Source organism: Altericroceibacterium endophyticum (assembly GCF_009827595.1).
GTDB classification, from domain to species: domain Bacteria; phylum Pseudomonadota; class Alphaproteobacteria; order Sphingomonadales; family Sphingomonadaceae; genus Altericroceibacterium; species Altericroceibacterium endophyticum.
The window spans coordinates 265,956-279,279 of record NZ_WTYT01000002.1 but is presented as its reverse complement, the minus strand read 5'-3'; the positions used below and the strand labels follow the sequence as shown (position 1 = coordinate 279,279).

At 60.1% G+C, this 13,324-nt stretch carries 11 protein-coding genes; 6 read left to right on the top strand and 5 right to left on the bottom strand.

Annotation, left to right across the window (positions count from 1 at the left end):
* The first annotated feature begins 31 nt into the window (after positions 1-31).
* Complete coding sequence (locus GRI91_RS05330; RefSeq protein WP_160735596.1) at positions 32-2,230, top strand: transglycosylase domain-containing protein; 2,199 nt, start codon at positions 32-34, stop codon at positions 2,228-2,230.
* Between the two features lie 338 nt (positions 2,231-2,568).
* Here the strand turns inward: GRI91_RS05330 and GRI91_RS05325 are convergent, their stop codons facing one another.
* The 3 genes from GRI91_RS05325 to hflK form a co-directional block, all read right to left on the bottom strand.
* Positions 2,569-4,083, bottom strand: coding sequence for a Do family serine endopeptidase (locus GRI91_RS05325; RefSeq protein ID WP_337190322.1), 1,515 nt, complete (start codon positions 4,081-4,083; stop codon positions 2,569-2,571).
* 106 nt (positions 4,084-4,189) lie between these two features.
* Positions 4,190-5,050, bottom strand: a complete 861-nt coding sequence (gene hflC / locus GRI91_RS05320; protein WP_160735595.1) for a protease modulator HflC — start codon at positions 5,048-5,050, stop codon at positions 4,190-4,192.
* A 1-nt stretch (position 5,051) separates the two neighbouring features.
* The gene (gene hflK / locus GRI91_RS05315) at positions 5,052-6,182 is read right to left on the bottom strand and encodes a protease modulator HflK (RefSeq protein WP_160735594.1); all 1,131 of its coding nucleotides are present in this window, start codon (positions 6,180-6,182) and stop codon (positions 5,052-5,054) included.
* A 133-nt stretch (positions 6,183-6,315) separates the two neighbouring features.
* Between hflK and GRI91_RS05310 the strand changes: the two genes are divergently transcribed.
* The 4 genes from GRI91_RS05310 to GRI91_RS05295 all read left to right on the top strand — a co-directional run bounded on the left by GRI91_RS05310 (position 6,316) and on the right by GRI91_RS05295 (position 11,094).
* On the top strand, positions 6,316-7,284 hold the full coding sequence (locus GRI91_RS05310; RefSeq protein ID WP_160735593.1) for an Mrp/NBP35 family ATP-binding protein: 969 nt from the start codon (positions 6,316-6,318) through the stop codon (positions 7,282-7,284).
* 39 nt (positions 7,285-7,323) lie between these two features.
* Entirely contained in the window at positions 7,324-9,588 is a 2,265-nt protein-coding gene (locus tag GRI91_RS05305; protein WP_160735592.1) for a xanthine dehydrogenase family protein molybdopterin-binding subunit, read from the top strand.
* Positions 9,585-10,610 (top strand): ferrochelatase, encoded by a 1,026-nt coding sequence (gene hemH, locus GRI91_RS05300; protein ID WP_160735591.1) that lies wholly within the window; start codon positions 9,585-9,587, stop codon positions 10,608-10,610. Before GRI91_RS05305 ends, hemH begins: the two co-directional genes overlap by 4 nt.
* A gap of 169 nt (positions 10,611-10,779) precedes the next feature.
* Positions 10,780-11,094 (top strand): hypothetical protein, encoded by a 315-nt coding sequence (locus GRI91_RS05295; RefSeq protein WP_160735590.1) that lies wholly within the window; start codon positions 10,780-10,782, stop codon positions 11,092-11,094.
* A 62-nt stretch (positions 11,095-11,156) separates the two neighbouring features.
* Here the strand turns inward: GRI91_RS05295 and GRI91_RS05290 are convergent, their stop codons facing one another.
* The gene (locus GRI91_RS05290) at positions 11,157-11,336 is read right to left on the bottom strand and encodes a DUF1674 domain-containing protein (RefSeq protein WP_160735589.1); all 180 of its coding nucleotides are present in this window, start codon (positions 11,334-11,336) and stop codon (positions 11,157-11,159) included.
* A gap of 64 nt (positions 11,337-11,400) precedes the next feature.
* Here GRI91_RS05290 and GRI91_RS05285 point away from each other — a divergent pair, with 64 nt between their 5' ends.
* Positions 11,401-12,636, top strand: coding sequence for an RsmB/NOP family class I SAM-dependent RNA methyltransferase (locus GRI91_RS05285; protein WP_160735588.1), 1,236 nt, complete (start codon positions 11,401-11,403; stop codon positions 12,634-12,636).
* 4 nt (positions 12,637-12,640) lie between these two features.
* Here GRI91_RS05285 and msrA read toward each other — a convergent pair whose 3' ends face one another.
* The gene (msrA, locus tag GRI91_RS05280) at positions 12,641-13,180 is read right to left on the bottom strand and encodes a peptide-methionine (S)-S-oxide reductase MsrA (protein ID WP_160735587.1); all 540 of its coding nucleotides are present in this window, start codon (positions 13,178-13,180) and stop codon (positions 12,641-12,643) included.
* Positions 13,181-13,324: the final 144 nt, after the last annotated feature.

The following is a 13,324-nucleotide window of genomic DNA, read 5'->3' as shown; positions in this document are numbered from 1 at the left end:
CGCCCGCCGAAAAAAGGAATGACGGGGCCAGATGGCTAGAAAACGGAGCAGCGGCTCCTCTCCAAAGAAGCGTAACGAATCGTCCAATGGTGGTTTTGTAAGGCGCTGGTTGAAACGGCTCATACTGGTGGCAGTGGGTGTGATGGTGCTGGGCGCTCTGGCGCTCGGCACAGCCGTCTATTTCGCCGAACGCAGTCTGCCCAGCTATTCTGCGATGATGAATAGCGAACAGGGTCAGATGATCGTGGTCAAGGCGCGCGACGGTACGGAGATCGTATCGCTCGGCCCCTCCTATGGCGAATGGCTCTATTCCAACGAAATCCCACAAGTGATGAAGGATGCGATGGTCTCGGTGGAGGATCGCCGCTTCTATTCACATTTCGGTATTGATCCGCTCGGTTTGCTGCGCGCTGTTTTCGTCTCGTTCCGTAATGATGAGCGGGTGGCGGCGACATCCACCATCACCCAGCAGCTGGCACGCAATATCTTCCTCAGCAATTCACGGACGATTGACCGTAAGGCGCGTGAGGCTGTTCTGGCCATGGCGCTGGAAATGCGATTTTCGAAAGAGCAGATCCTCGAACTCTATCTCAACAAGGTGTATTTCGGCGGTGGCGCCTACGGCATTGATAGTGCAAGCCGCAAATTCTTCAGCCATTCGGCCAAGAATCTGAGCACCGCAGAGGCCGCGATCATAGCCGGTCTGGTGAAGGCACCGTCGCATTATTCGCCAACGGCAGACGTTAATGCCGCTGTTGCGCGGGCCAATGTCGTTTTGGCGCAAATGCGCAAATATGGCGCGATCGGGCCGGGCGAAGCGGCCAGCGTGGACGTATCCGCAGTCAAGCTACGCCCTGATCAGGGCACCAATTCGATCCGTTATTTCACCGATTGGGCTTTGCCGCAGCTGGATATGCTGTTGCCTGATACACGTGAACCAATCGTGGTCTGGACGACTCTGGATATTGCCGATCAACGCGCAGCGACAGAGGCGGTGAAGTCCAATGTGCCCTCCGGAGCGCAAGGTGCACTGGTGAGCATGGACCGCGACGGGGCCATTCTGGCCATGGTCGGCGGTACGGATTATGTCACCACCAATTACAACCGAGCCACAGATGCGTTGCGTCAGCCCGGTTCGGCCTGGAAATTGTTCGTCTATCTCGCCGCGCTGGAATCCGGCTATACGCCTGATGACCGGGTGGTGGACGGGCCGGTGACGATCGGCAATTGGAGTCCCCATAATGCCGGCGGTGGCTATGCCGGCGAAATCGACGTGCGCAGCGCCTTTGCCTATTCCAAGAATACGGTTGCGGCTCAGCTGGGCAATGAAGTTGGCTTCGGCAATGTGGCCTCCATGGCCCGCCGCTTTGGCATCACGACCAAGGTCTCGACCAATCCTTCCATGGTGTTGGGCACGTCGGAAGTGCGGGTGATCGACATGACGCGCGCCTTCGCAGCGGTGTCAGACGGCGGCAAATCAGTCGAGCCTTATGGTATTACGCGTGTCACCACCGCAGATGGCAAGGTGCTGTATCAGCACCAGCCAGCGCGGCGCTATGATCTGGTCGCCGATTATGTCGCGGCGGGGATCACCGATTTGCTGCAGACAGCGGTTGCCACAGGCACCGGACGTGCGGCGCAGATTGGCCGCCCGGTCGCAGGCAAGACCGGCACCACATCTTCCAATAAGGATGGCTGGTTCGTGGGCTTTTCCTCCGGCATCACCACTGGCGTTTGGATGGGGCGTGATGACGCAAAGGCGGTTCCCGGTCTGTCGGGTGGACGTGCTCCGGCGCGCGCCTTTGCGGCCTATATGCGTAAGGCTGTGGCGGACCGCCCCGTTGAGCAATTCGACACCGAACTGAAGCTCCCCGAATGGCAGCTCGAACCTGATGATGAATATTACTATGGCGACCCGGACGAATATTACTTCATCGATGAGCAGGGCAATCTGATTGAGCCGCAGGCGCCGGATGATCCTGGTGACGTGCCGTTCCCGCCTGAGCCGCAGGACGGTGCCACATCGCGGCCGCAGGGTTCTGGTGCTGGCGCGCCGCCACCGCCCGCTGCCGGACAGGCCGCACCACCAGCGGCCAGCGATGATTTTCTGGAAAGGGCGATAGGCGGAGCGGTAGACGATAATCGTCAGCAGCAAAATGCGCCCGCGGTGCCGAGACAAGAGCAAAGGCCTCGTCGGCGTGAAGGGATTCTGGTTCCACCAAGCAATTAGGTCGTAGCCCTCATAAGCGTGGCAATTCAGACTCAGGGAAGGCAACCAACCGAACGGCTGATCTATTGCTGATGGTCGCATGCACAACGCAGGTGGCCTCACGCCTGCCGCTGACAGACATCCTAACTTGCGGGGTCAGCAGCGCAGGAAACGGGAACGCCGCTATCCATATCCGCCTTCTCGTTCTGTGTTCAGGAACTCGAGCGGCGATATTTTGAGCTGTTTGCCGGGACCGCGACCGAGATACGGTCTGCCTGAATCTCGAAGCAACCGGGCACGAAAAAGCCCTCCCCAATCAGGGGAGGGCTTTTTGCTGTCACATCAATCGTGAGAGTGTGTCAGCGGATACGGATGGGCACATATTGTGCCGGACGGCCGCGGCGCTGAACACGCAGCAATACAGCTTCGCGTCCTTCGGCCTTGGCGGATTTTACCACCGTTTCCAATTCATCAAGATTGCTCACGCGGCTGTAATTGGCGGTCAGGATCAGATCGCCGCGCTGCAGGCCTTTGCGGCCAGCATCGGCATTGGGATCGACTGCTGTGACCACCACGCCTGTGGTATCTTCTTTCACCCCAAGCTGCCGCGCAATTTGCGGGGTCAGATTGATAGCCCGGATTCCCAGCGTATCTTCGAGAATGCCTTCGCCAGCTTGTTGAGCGGGGTCGTTCTGAACGTCACCGTCAGGATCGAAGGTCTGTTGTGCCAGCTCATCTTCGCTGGGGCGCTTGCCCACCGTTACCTTGACGTTGCGGGTCTTGCCATTGCGGATCAGTTCGATTGGCACGGTTGTACCCGGTTCGATATTGGCAATCAGGTAAGACAGGCTCTGCTCGGGCGTTACGTCTTCGCCATTGACTTTGAGCACCACGTCGCCTGCCTGAACGCCAGCCTTTTCAGCGGCTTCGCCGGGTTGGACGGACTGAATGAATTCGCCGTGATTTTCAGGAATACCCAGAGCCTCGGCAACGTCTTCGGTCACCGGCTGGATGCGCACGCCCAGATAGCCGCGCTCAATGGCTTCGCCCTTGATCAGCTTATCGACAATCGGGGAGGCGATTTCGGCAGGAATGGCAAAGCCAATCCCGACCGATCCGCCGGAGGGCGAGAAGATCGCATTGTTGATGCCGATCACATTGCCTTCCATGTCGAACAGCGGACCGCCCGAATTGCCGCGATTGATGCTGGCATCGGTCTGGATGTAGCGGTCATAGGCACCGCCTTGCTTGGTGTTACGATATACTGCCGAGACAATGCCGGAGGTTACCGTGCCCCCAAGGCCGAACGGGTTGCCGATCGCAATAACCCAGTCACCCACGCGCGCTTGGCTGGAATCGCCGAAATTGACGAAGGGGAAATCTTTGTCACGCGTGATTTTCAGCACGGCCAGATCGGATGCGGCATCGCGGCCCACCAGTTCGGCAGGATATTCGGTGCCATCGGGCATGGTGACGGTGATTTCTTCCACCTCACCGCGGCCTTCCGCCGTAATGACGTGATTGTTGGTCACAACATAGCCGCTGGCCGAAACGATAAAGCCTGAACCCAATGATTGCGCTTCACGCGTCGTGGGGCGGCCGCCGCCCCCGAACATGTCGGCGAAAGGCGTGCCGGCAAAGGGGTTGTTATTGTTGACTGTCACGCGCTGACGTGTGGCAATGTTGACAACGGCCGGCTGCAATTGCTCGGTCAGATCAGCAAAGCTGGCCGGGGCGCCCGCGCGGGGCACCACCCGGTTCATATGCTGCTGATCATTTTGCGCCACCTGGGCTCCTGCGGGATACCCCGCGAGAAGTGAAATAGCGGCCCCACCGGCAAGCAGGGCAGAAGTTATGCCGTAAGAATATCGCACAGGCTTCACGTCCTTTATGGTCCTTATCTCTTGGCGCGCGATGCGCCGCTGGGTTCCCGTCGTTATCTACACCATCAGACAAGTGGTCTGAATAAGGATTGAATGATTAGCGACTCCGCCCACGAAACTGGCGCAAATATTCATTGTCGGGTGACATGATGATCGAACTTTCACCATTGCCCGTGCTGAATGTCGCGTCATAGCTCTGCATCGCCCGGTAGAAATCGTAAAAGTCCGGGTCCTTGCCAAAGGCCTTGGCATAGGTGTTGGCCGCTTGCGCTTCGGCTTCAGCGCGGATGATCTGCGCATTCTTGCGGCCTTGCGCACGAATGGTCGCAGCTTCCTGTTCACGATCGGTTTGCATCCGGGTGAACGCCGATTCTAGCGGCGTACCATCGGGCAGATCGGCCCGTTTGATTCGCACATCGATGACCTGCGCACCATATTGGCGCGCCTGCCGGTCGAGCCCGGCGCGGATGTTTTCCATCGCATCACCGCGTTCGGCAGTTAGCAGGGACGAGAATTCACGCCGCCCCAGTTCCTGCCGCAAGACAGAGGTCAGAATGGGTTTCAGCTGTTCGGCCACCCATTCCTCGGTCCCGGCGGTCTGCACCATGCGAACCGGGTCAATGATCCGGAAGCGGGCATAGGCATCCACGTCCAGCCGCTGCTGGTCATTGGAGAGAACCTGCTGCCGTTCCATATCCAGATCGAGCACGCGGCGGTCGATCCGCACAACCTGTTCCAGAAACGGAATGCGCGCGATCATGCCAGCACCAGTCTGGCCAAAGTCACGATCCGGGCGGAAGCGGTTGACGACGCGGACCGGTTCGCCCGTCCGCACGATCACGGCCTGCTGGCTTTCAGGAACCACGACCACACTGGCCAGAGCCACGATGACAGCCAGCACCAGGCCGATGATGATAAGCTTGTAGCGATGCCACAATTCTTCGGGATTGAGTGCCATCTTACTGCTCCTGCGAAGCCGTGTCTTGGTTCTGGCTGCGCTTGCGGCCCAATTCGGGCAACGGCAGATAGGGAACCACGCCATCGGTTTCGATAATGGTTTTGTCGGTCTGGCTCAGCACCCGTTCCATGGTTTCGTAATACATCCGCCGCCGTGTTACTTCGGGGGCCAGACGATATTCGGCATAGACCTTGTCGAACGCCGCGGCATCACCTTCGGCGCGGGCCAGCAATTGTTGAGCCCAGGCACGGGCGCGGTTGATTTCCGTTTCGGCTTCCTGCTGCGCAGCGGAAACGCCCTTAAAGGCATCAATCACGCGCTCTGGCGGATCGGTTTTTTCGATTTCGATGCCCTGAACGGTAATGCCAGCCTTATAGGCATTGAGCACGGCCTGCATCCGGTCGCGGACACGCTGTTCGATCTCGGCCCGGCCGGCACCGGACAGCACGCGGTCCAGTTCCTGTTCTGCCACCGATGCACGCATCGCGGCTTCGCCAACTTCGCGCACCGTTTCATCCGGGTCGGCCAGCTGGAATTTATAGAGTTTCAGATCCGAAATGTTCCAGCGGATGAGATAAGACAGGTTCACCAGATTCTGGTCACCGGTCAGCATCAGCTTTTCATTGCCGCTTTCAGGAATATTTTCCCGGCGGATGGAAGACACATCGGTCACATCGACATGCTGGATCGGCCAGGGGGCCGTCAAGGAAATGCCGGGGCCGATGGTGCGGGTATATTTACCAAAGGTGGTGATCACCCCCTGCTCGCGGGGGTTGAGCTGATGGAAACTGGTTGCACCGGCCCAGACCAGCACCAGGGCGATAATGATCAGCGGAAACCAGCTCTTGCCGCCCGGGCGGCTGGGCATACGGAAATTCGGCCCGCTTGGGCCTCCGCCGCCAGTACGGCGCGGTCCTTCCGGTCCGCGGTTGCGAAAGATATCTTCGATATTGGCGCCCTTGCGGGGCTTCCCGTTACCGCTTTGGCCACCTGGTAGCCACGGATTGCGCGGCCCCGGCGTGGAGGGAGGCGTATCATTGCCGTCCTGACCACCGTCCTGGCTATCGCCATTTTCATTACCGTTATCGCCGCCGCCAGAGCCACTGCCCCAAGGGCTATTCTTGCCAGCCATCCACAGTCCGATCCGTTTCGAGAACCCACCCATTCTTATCATCAGGTTGTTATAGGCATCAAAGCTGAGAAAAACAGGGTGAAACGCCAAGTTTTCGCTGCATCGATGGCACAGACGCGCTAGCAGGGGGTCTATGAGTTCCGAAACAAATCTAGAGCAGCATATTCCCGAAACCGCCCGCGCCCGGGTGCAATCCATTCGTTTGAAGGAGGGCGTCGCCACGCTGGTGGTCGATGCCTCCGGCCTTTCGCGCGATCAGGCTGGCCTGTTGGAGGGGGATCTGCGCGGCGCGCTGATGAACCTTCCTGAGGTGAGCGAGATTCGCGTCGCGATGACAGCTGACCGGGTTCAGCGGCGTATCATTGCCGTTGGTTCCGGCAAGGGCGGCGTGGGCAAATCAACGCTGACGGCCAATCTTGCCGTGGCACTGGCGCGGGCCGGGCATAAGGTGGGCGTGGTCGATGCCGATATTTACGGGCCGTCTCAGCCGGTTCTGCTGAATGTGGAGGGCAGCAAGCCCAAGGCGCGTGAGAAACAGCTGATCGCGGTCGATACTGAATATGACGTCAAATTGCTGTCGATGGGGCAGCTGATCGAACCGGGCAAAGCGATTGCCTGGCGCGGGCCGATGACTGGCGGCGCCCTGACCCAGATGATGGAAGCTGACTGGGGCGACACGGAATTGCTGCTGGTCGATCTGCCACCGGGGACGGGTGATATTCAGCTGACCATGCTGCAGAAGTTCAAACCGACAATGGCGGTCGTCGTCTCCACGCCGCAGGATCTGGCCCTGATCGACGCCACGCGCGCGCTCGACCTGTTCCGTCAGGCCGGGGTGCCGGTGGCGGGCATTGTCGAAAATATGGCCGGCTATGTCTGCCCCCATTGCGGAGAAGTGAGCGACCCCTTCGGATCGGGCGGCGCGGAAGCAGCGGCCAAGGCACTGGGCGAGGAATTTCTTGGCCGGGTACCCCTGACCATGGAACTGCGCGTGGCGAGCGATACTGGTCAGCCGCCGGCCGCCAATGACGGGCCGCAGGGTCAGGCCTTTGCCGGGATTGCCAGGAAAGTGGCGGCTCGGCTCGCCGCGATTTCCGGCTGATAGCGGTATGGCAAGACGGCATGATCGGGAGCAGGCGCGATGAGCCTGACGCGGCGCGGGCTTCTGGTCGGGGCCGCCGCGGGCGGAGGATTGCTGGTCGCATGGTCATTGATGCCGCGGTCTTACGATATTCCGCTGGAGCCGGGAGCGGGTGAAACCGCCTTTGGGGCCTGGGTAAAAATTGCCGAGGACGGGGTGATCACCATTGCCGTTCCGCAACTGGAAATGGGGCAGGGTGTCACCACCATCCTGCCGCAATTGGTGGCGATGGAAATGGGGGCCGACTGGCGCCAGATCGCTGTCGAGCCGGCCCCGGTTTCCGGCGCCTATCCCAATTTGCCACTGGCTGCAAAATGGGCGCCCTTATGGCGTCCGCTGATCGCACCGCTGAGCGATGATGAAGATGACATGCTGCTGAAGCGCTGGGCCGAACGGCACCGTTTCAGCGTGACTGCCGATGGCACGTCGCTCGCGGCATATGAGCGCCCCTGCCGCGAAGCTGCCGCAACCGCCCGCGCCCTGCTTTGTATGGCAGCCGCCAAACGCTGGGACGTGCCCTGGGGGGAATGCCGTGCCGCAGAGGGTTTCATCACGCATGAGGATAAGCGGCTGCGGTTTGGCGCGCTGGCGGCAGAGGCTGGCAAATTGACACCGCCCGATCCGCCACCATTGCTGCCGGGGAATCCGCAAGATCCGGGCAGTGGTCTGAGCAATGACGAGCCCGCTTTTCCGCGTATTGATCTGCCATCCAAGGTTGATGGCAGCTATCTGTTTGCGGGCGATGTGCGCCTGCCTGACATGGTCTATGCCGCGATCCGTCACGGTCCACTTGACCAGGCGGCTTTATCCAGTTTTGAAGCCGAAAAAGCCGCCGGGATGAAGGGGCTGGTTGGTGTGGTCCGGGGGAAACGCTGGCTTGCCGCTGTTGCGCATAGCTGGTGGACGGCGGAGAAGGCCTTGGCGGCGATGGCGCCCCGCTTCACCGTCACCGAACCCGTCGACAGCGCAGCGATGATTGATCAGCTTGACGATGCAGTGCGGCGTGGTTCGCCCCAGCGGGTTGCTGAACGCGGGCAGGGGGATGACAGGATGGGCACGCCCAATCTCGCCCTGCGCTATGATGTCGCGCCGGCCATGCATGGCACTGTGGAAACGGCGGCGGCGACCGCGCGCTACGCAGATGGCCGACTGGAACTTTGGATTGCCACGCAGGCGGAGGAACGCGCACGCCGCGCTGCGGCCGAGGCGCTGGATATTTCGCCCGCAGATGTGGTGCTCTATCCAATGCCTGCCGGGGGCAGTTTTGATCGGCGGCTGGATTTCGACCACGCGATTGAAGTGGCACTGATCGCGCGGGAAACCGGGCGTCCGGTGCAGCTGCTCTGGTCCCGCTGGCAGGATCACCTGACCCTCCATCCGCGTCCGCCTGTGGCCGCGGTGCTGAGCGCCGCAGTGCGCGATGATGGCCGGATCGACTCTTTTCGTGCACGGCTGGCGGCGCCCTCCACCGATCGTGAATTTGGCGCGCGCCTGTTTGAAAATGCCACCAATTGGGCAGCCAAGGATTATGCCGCGGATGAGGCGGACCCGATGGTGGCAGCGGGAATGATGCCGCCTTATGGCATCCCCGACGTGGCCGTGGATCATGTGCCCGTTCGGATCGCGCTCCCGACCGGACGGATTCGCGGCAAGGCGGATGGCTACACGGTGTTTTTTCGTGAGAGTTTTATCGATGAAGTGGCCCGGCGTTATAACCGGGAACCGCTTTCCTACCGGATGGAAATGCTGGGCCGTGATGTACGGCTGGCCGAATGCCTGCAACGGGCTGCGCGGCTGGGCGAATGGGACGGCGGCAAGGATCGCAGCGGTAGAGGGCTGGCCTGTCACTGCATGGGCGATGACATCACGGGCGGCCGCATCGCGCTGATCGCCCGCATGCGTGGTTCGGGTACGGGCATGGTGGTTGAAACGATGAGCGCGGCGGTGGATATCGGCCGCGTGGTGAACCGCGACATTGCCTTGCAGCAGATTGAGGGCGGGCTGATCTTCGGGCTTGGGCTCGCTTTGGGATCGGCCACATCCTATCAGAATGGTCTGCCAAGTGCGGCCCGTTTGTCGGCACTGAATCTGCCTAAACTGGGCGACACGCCGGAGATCCGGATCGATCTGATTGAAAGCGACGCGGAACCTTTCGATCCAGGTGAAATTGGTGTCACTGTGGTGGCGCCGGCAATCGCCAATGCCATTCATTCAGCCAGCGGACTACGTATCCGCCGTATTCCCCTGATTTCGGAAAACCTATGACCCATCAACCGCAAGCCCTTCCCGCAGACCACCCTGCTGTAAAAAGCGGAAAAATCGGGGTGTTGCTGGTCAATCTGGGCACGCCTGATGCGCCCGATGCGCCATCGGTGAAGCGCTATCTGAGGGAATTTCTGTCCGATCCGCGCGTGATCGAGATCCCGCAAATCGCGTGGCAGCCGATATTGCGCGGGATCATCCTGAATGTTCGTCCCAAGAAATCGGCCCATGCCTATTCTCAGGTGTGGACGGATAAGGGATCACCGCTCGCCGCGATCACTGCGGAGCAGGCTGAAAAGCTTCAACCACGGCTGGGTTCGGCGGTGCGAGTCGATTGGGCGATGCGGTATGGCAAACCGGCAATCGACGATAAATTGCAGGAAATGATGGATGCCGGGTGCGAGCGCATCCTGCTTGCTCCGCTCTACCCGCAATATTGCGCGGCGACGACGGCCACGGTGGTGGACAAGGCCGCGGATACGCTGCGCGATATGCGGTGGCAGCCATCCTTGCGGACACTGCCGCCCTATCACGATGATCCGGATTACATTGCGGCGCTGGCAAAAGACCTATCGGCACAGCTTGATGCCCTGGCGTTCAAGCCTGACGTGTTGATGCTGAGCTTTCACGGCATGCCCAAGGCCACGTTGAAACAGGGCGACCCCTATCATTGCCATTGCCAGAAGACGGCCCGGTTGCTGGAACAGGCGATGGAGCGGCCAGATCTGCGTTTCCTAACGACGTTCCAGTCGCGCTTCGGCCCGGCAAAATGGCTGGAGCCGGCGACGGATCTGACATTGGAAGCCGAAGCGAAAGCGGGGGTGAAGAATATCGCCATCGCGGCACCCGGCTTCTCGGCCGATTGTCTGGAGACATTGGAAGAACTGGCCATTCGCGGACGCGAGCAATTTATCGAGGCCGGAGGCGAGAACTTTGCCGCGCTTACCTGCCTCAATGCGCGTGAGCCCGGTATGGATATGCTGGAGGCACTTATCCGCCGTGAACTGGCCGGCTGGGTGAATTGAGTACGGCCGATTCGAGACATTTAAGCCATCCCAGTATTCATCCGTATACGCTTATCGGTTAGACTTTATTTACCATAAGCCATGCCAGCCACTGCGGTGGATTGGATAGCAAGCACGAACGTGCGGCTGACTTCAGGCCGCTTGGTTCACAAAAGCTATAGGCAGGGCAATGATCGCAAAGTTTGTAGAGCTAAAGATTCAGGTGTTGTCCGTTACCGGCATCCCCCGAGATGTGTTTTACATTCATGCGGGCCTGCTGACATTCTTAATCGTCCAGATGATTATTCGGGCCCGAATCGGGGACAAATCGCTGTGGCTCTCCGTGCTGGTATTGGCAACTTTGGGACAGCTCTGCGACTTGAGCTATCATGTTTCAAACCAGCTGGCATTCTCGCCATGGCAGGCCTTGCACGACATATTTAACGCAATGCTCTGGCCAACCGTTCTGACCTTTGCGGTCAGGCTGCATCTGGTGCGGTATTGAAGCGTGGACCTTCTGACATCTGGCAGCAGCAGAGACTTCGCCAGATGCAGGTAGCGCCGCCGTCAGAAGTCGATCGCTATCCCGTCCTTCACCCAGTCACCATAGCGAGTGGGGCTGAGACCGGCAGGGTCCTCATCCGCACCATTGCCCGGCTTCGCGCCCGAAGGCTGCGGCGGGGGATCGTCGGTCCAGTAATCCGGCTTTTTGAAAGCGGGCTTTTTTGTGGGTTTGGCCTTGCTCATACATGCAAGATGGCGTGTCGGAGGCTCTATTGCAATTCCTCGCGGCAGCGCTAGGGCTGCGATTATGCACACACCACCCGGATTGCCCGCCCGCCGCGCGGCGCTGCGCCTGCTCGATGCCGTATTGCGGCGCGGTGAAACACTGGATCAAGCCGCGCCGTCTGCGCTCGGTTCCGTGAACAGTTTTGCTGACAAGGCACTGGCCCGCGCCATTGCCAGCGAAGTCCTTCGCTGGCTGGTCGATCTCGATCAGCTGATCGATAGTGCCACGAAAAAGCCGCTGCCCGATGATTCCAAGGCGCGCAGCGTGCTGCGGCTGATGCTGGCGCAATCCTTGCGGCTGGGCACACCGCCCCATGCGGTGATTTCCACCGGGCTGGAATTGTTGCAGGGCGGGCCGCGGCGTTTGGCGCATGGCGTATTTTCAACCCTCACGCGTAAGGAAGTGGAGCTGCCCGCGCAGCCGACCATGCCCGACAGTGTTGTTTTGCGTTGGGGGGAAAAAGCCTCGGCCATTGCCGCCGCACTGGCCGATCCGCCGCCGCTGGATCTGGCTCTGCGTGATCCGTCCGAGACGGAGCGCTGGCAGGAGGAGCTGGGCGGAACATCGCTGATGCCCGGCCATATCCGGCTCGCGCGCGGGTCTGCGGTTGAGGAACTGCCCGGTTTTGAAGAGGGTGCATGGTGGGTCCAAGATCTTGCCGCGAGCATTCCTGCACGTCTGCTGCATTCCGGCGAAGGGCGCCGGGTGCTGGATCTGTGTGCCGCTCCGGGGGGCAAGACTTTGCAACTGGCAGCGGCCGGCTGGGATGTCACCGCGCTTGATAATAACGGCAAACGGCTGGAACGGCTGGAGGCCAATCTCGCCCGCACGGGTCTGTCTGCAAAAATCGTAAAGGCTGATGTGCTGGAATGGCAGGCAGAGGCACCCTTTGACGCCATTTTGCTGGATGCGCCCTGTACGGCGACGGGTACCTGCCGCCGTCATCCCGATGTGCTGCACCGTATTGGTGCGCGGCAAATTGCCGAGATGGTGGAATTGCAGCAATCCATGCTGGCGCGGGTTACCGATTGGCTGAACCCGGGTGGTCAGCTGGTCTATGCGGTGTGTTCGCTGGAACGGGAAGAAGGCGAGGATCAGGCTGCGCTGATCAATCTGGGGCCCGATCCGCTGACTGCGGATGAACTGCCCGAAGGGCTGGCACCCACAGCGCAGGGCTGGCTTCGGACCAGCCCTGACATGCTGGGCGAGAAAGGCGGGCTGGACGGCTTCTTTGCCGCCCGCTTCACCCGCTCCTGATCAATCAGGCTGATTTGCTCTTTTCAGCAAAGCTCTTGCGCAATTTCTGTAGCTTGGGAGGAATGACGGCGAGGCAATAGGGATTGCGCTGTCCGTCGCCTTCCCAATATTCCTGATGATCATCTTCAGCCGGATACCACATGGCCGGGCCCTCAATCGCCGTCACCACATGACCATCCAGTTCCGCATTGGCGCGTTCGATCGCGACATGCGCATCGGCCTGCTGTGATGCGTCCTGCGGGAAGATCGCGGAGCGATATTGGGTGCCAACATCATTGCCCTGACGGTTCAGCTGGGTCGGATCGTGCGTCGCCATGAAGACTTCCAGCAATTCGGCATAGGATATAGCGTCCGGATCGAAAGTGATCTTGATCGCTTCGGCATGACCGGTCGTGCCGGAGCAGACCTGCTTGTAAGTCGGGCTGGTCACCATGCCGCCGGTATAGCCGCTTTCAACCTCTTTGACGCCTACGACATCACGGAACACGGCCTCGGTGCACCAGAAGCACCCTCCGGCCAGAATAGCTGTCTGGGTGTCACTCATCGAAAATCTCCTGTTTATTCGGTGCGATGCGCTGGGCCTCCAATTAGGGAACGCATCGCCACTTGTCATGGGGCGGATGTGCGATAGTCTGCAAAGACCATAGACATGGGAGAGACATATGCGCCGGACTATCGCCTTATTCGC

What these genes read in the sequence shown, in the direction of transcription:
- GRI91_RS05305 (WP_160735592.1), top strand. Translation starts at nt 7,324, where the DNA reads ATGAGCCTGACGCGGCGCGGGCTTCTGGTCGGGGCCGCCGCGGGCGGA.
- msrA (WP_160735587.1), bottom strand. Translation starts at nt 13,180, where the DNA reads ATGAGTGACACCCAGACAGCTATTCTGGCCGGAGGGTGCTTCTGGTGC.
- GRI91_RS05285 (WP_160735588.1), top strand. Translation starts at nt 11,401, where the DNA reads ATGCACACACCACCCGGATTGCCCGCCCGCCGCGCGGCGCTGCGCCTG.
- GRI91_RS05330 (WP_160735596.1), top strand. Translation starts at nt 32, where the DNA reads ATGGCTAGAAAACGGAGCAGCGGCTCCTCTCCAAAGAAGCGTAACGAA.
- hflK (WP_160735594.1), bottom strand. Translation starts at nt 6,182, where the DNA reads ATGGCTGGCAAGAATAGCCCTTGGGGCAGTGGCTCTGGCGGCGGCGAT.
- GRI91_RS05310 (WP_160735593.1), top strand. Translation starts at nt 6,316, where the DNA reads ATGAGTTCCGAAACAAATCTAGAGCAGCATATTCCCGAAACCGCCCGC.
- GRI91_RS05290 (WP_160735589.1), bottom strand. Translation starts at nt 11,336, where the DNA reads ATGAGCAAGGCCAAACCCACAAAAAAGCCCGCTTTCAAAAAGCCGGAT.
- GRI91_RS05295 (WP_160735590.1), top strand. Translation starts at nt 10,780, where the DNA reads ATGATCGCAAAGTTTGTAGAGCTAAAGATTCAGGTGTTGTCCGTTACC.
- hemH (WP_160735591.1), top strand. Translation starts at nt 9,585, where the DNA reads ATGACCCATCAACCGCAAGCCCTTCCCGCAGACCACCCTGCTGTAAAA.
- hflC (WP_160735595.1), bottom strand. Translation starts at nt 5,050, where the DNA reads ATGGCACTCAATCCCGAAGAATTGTGGCATCGCTACAAGCTTATCATC.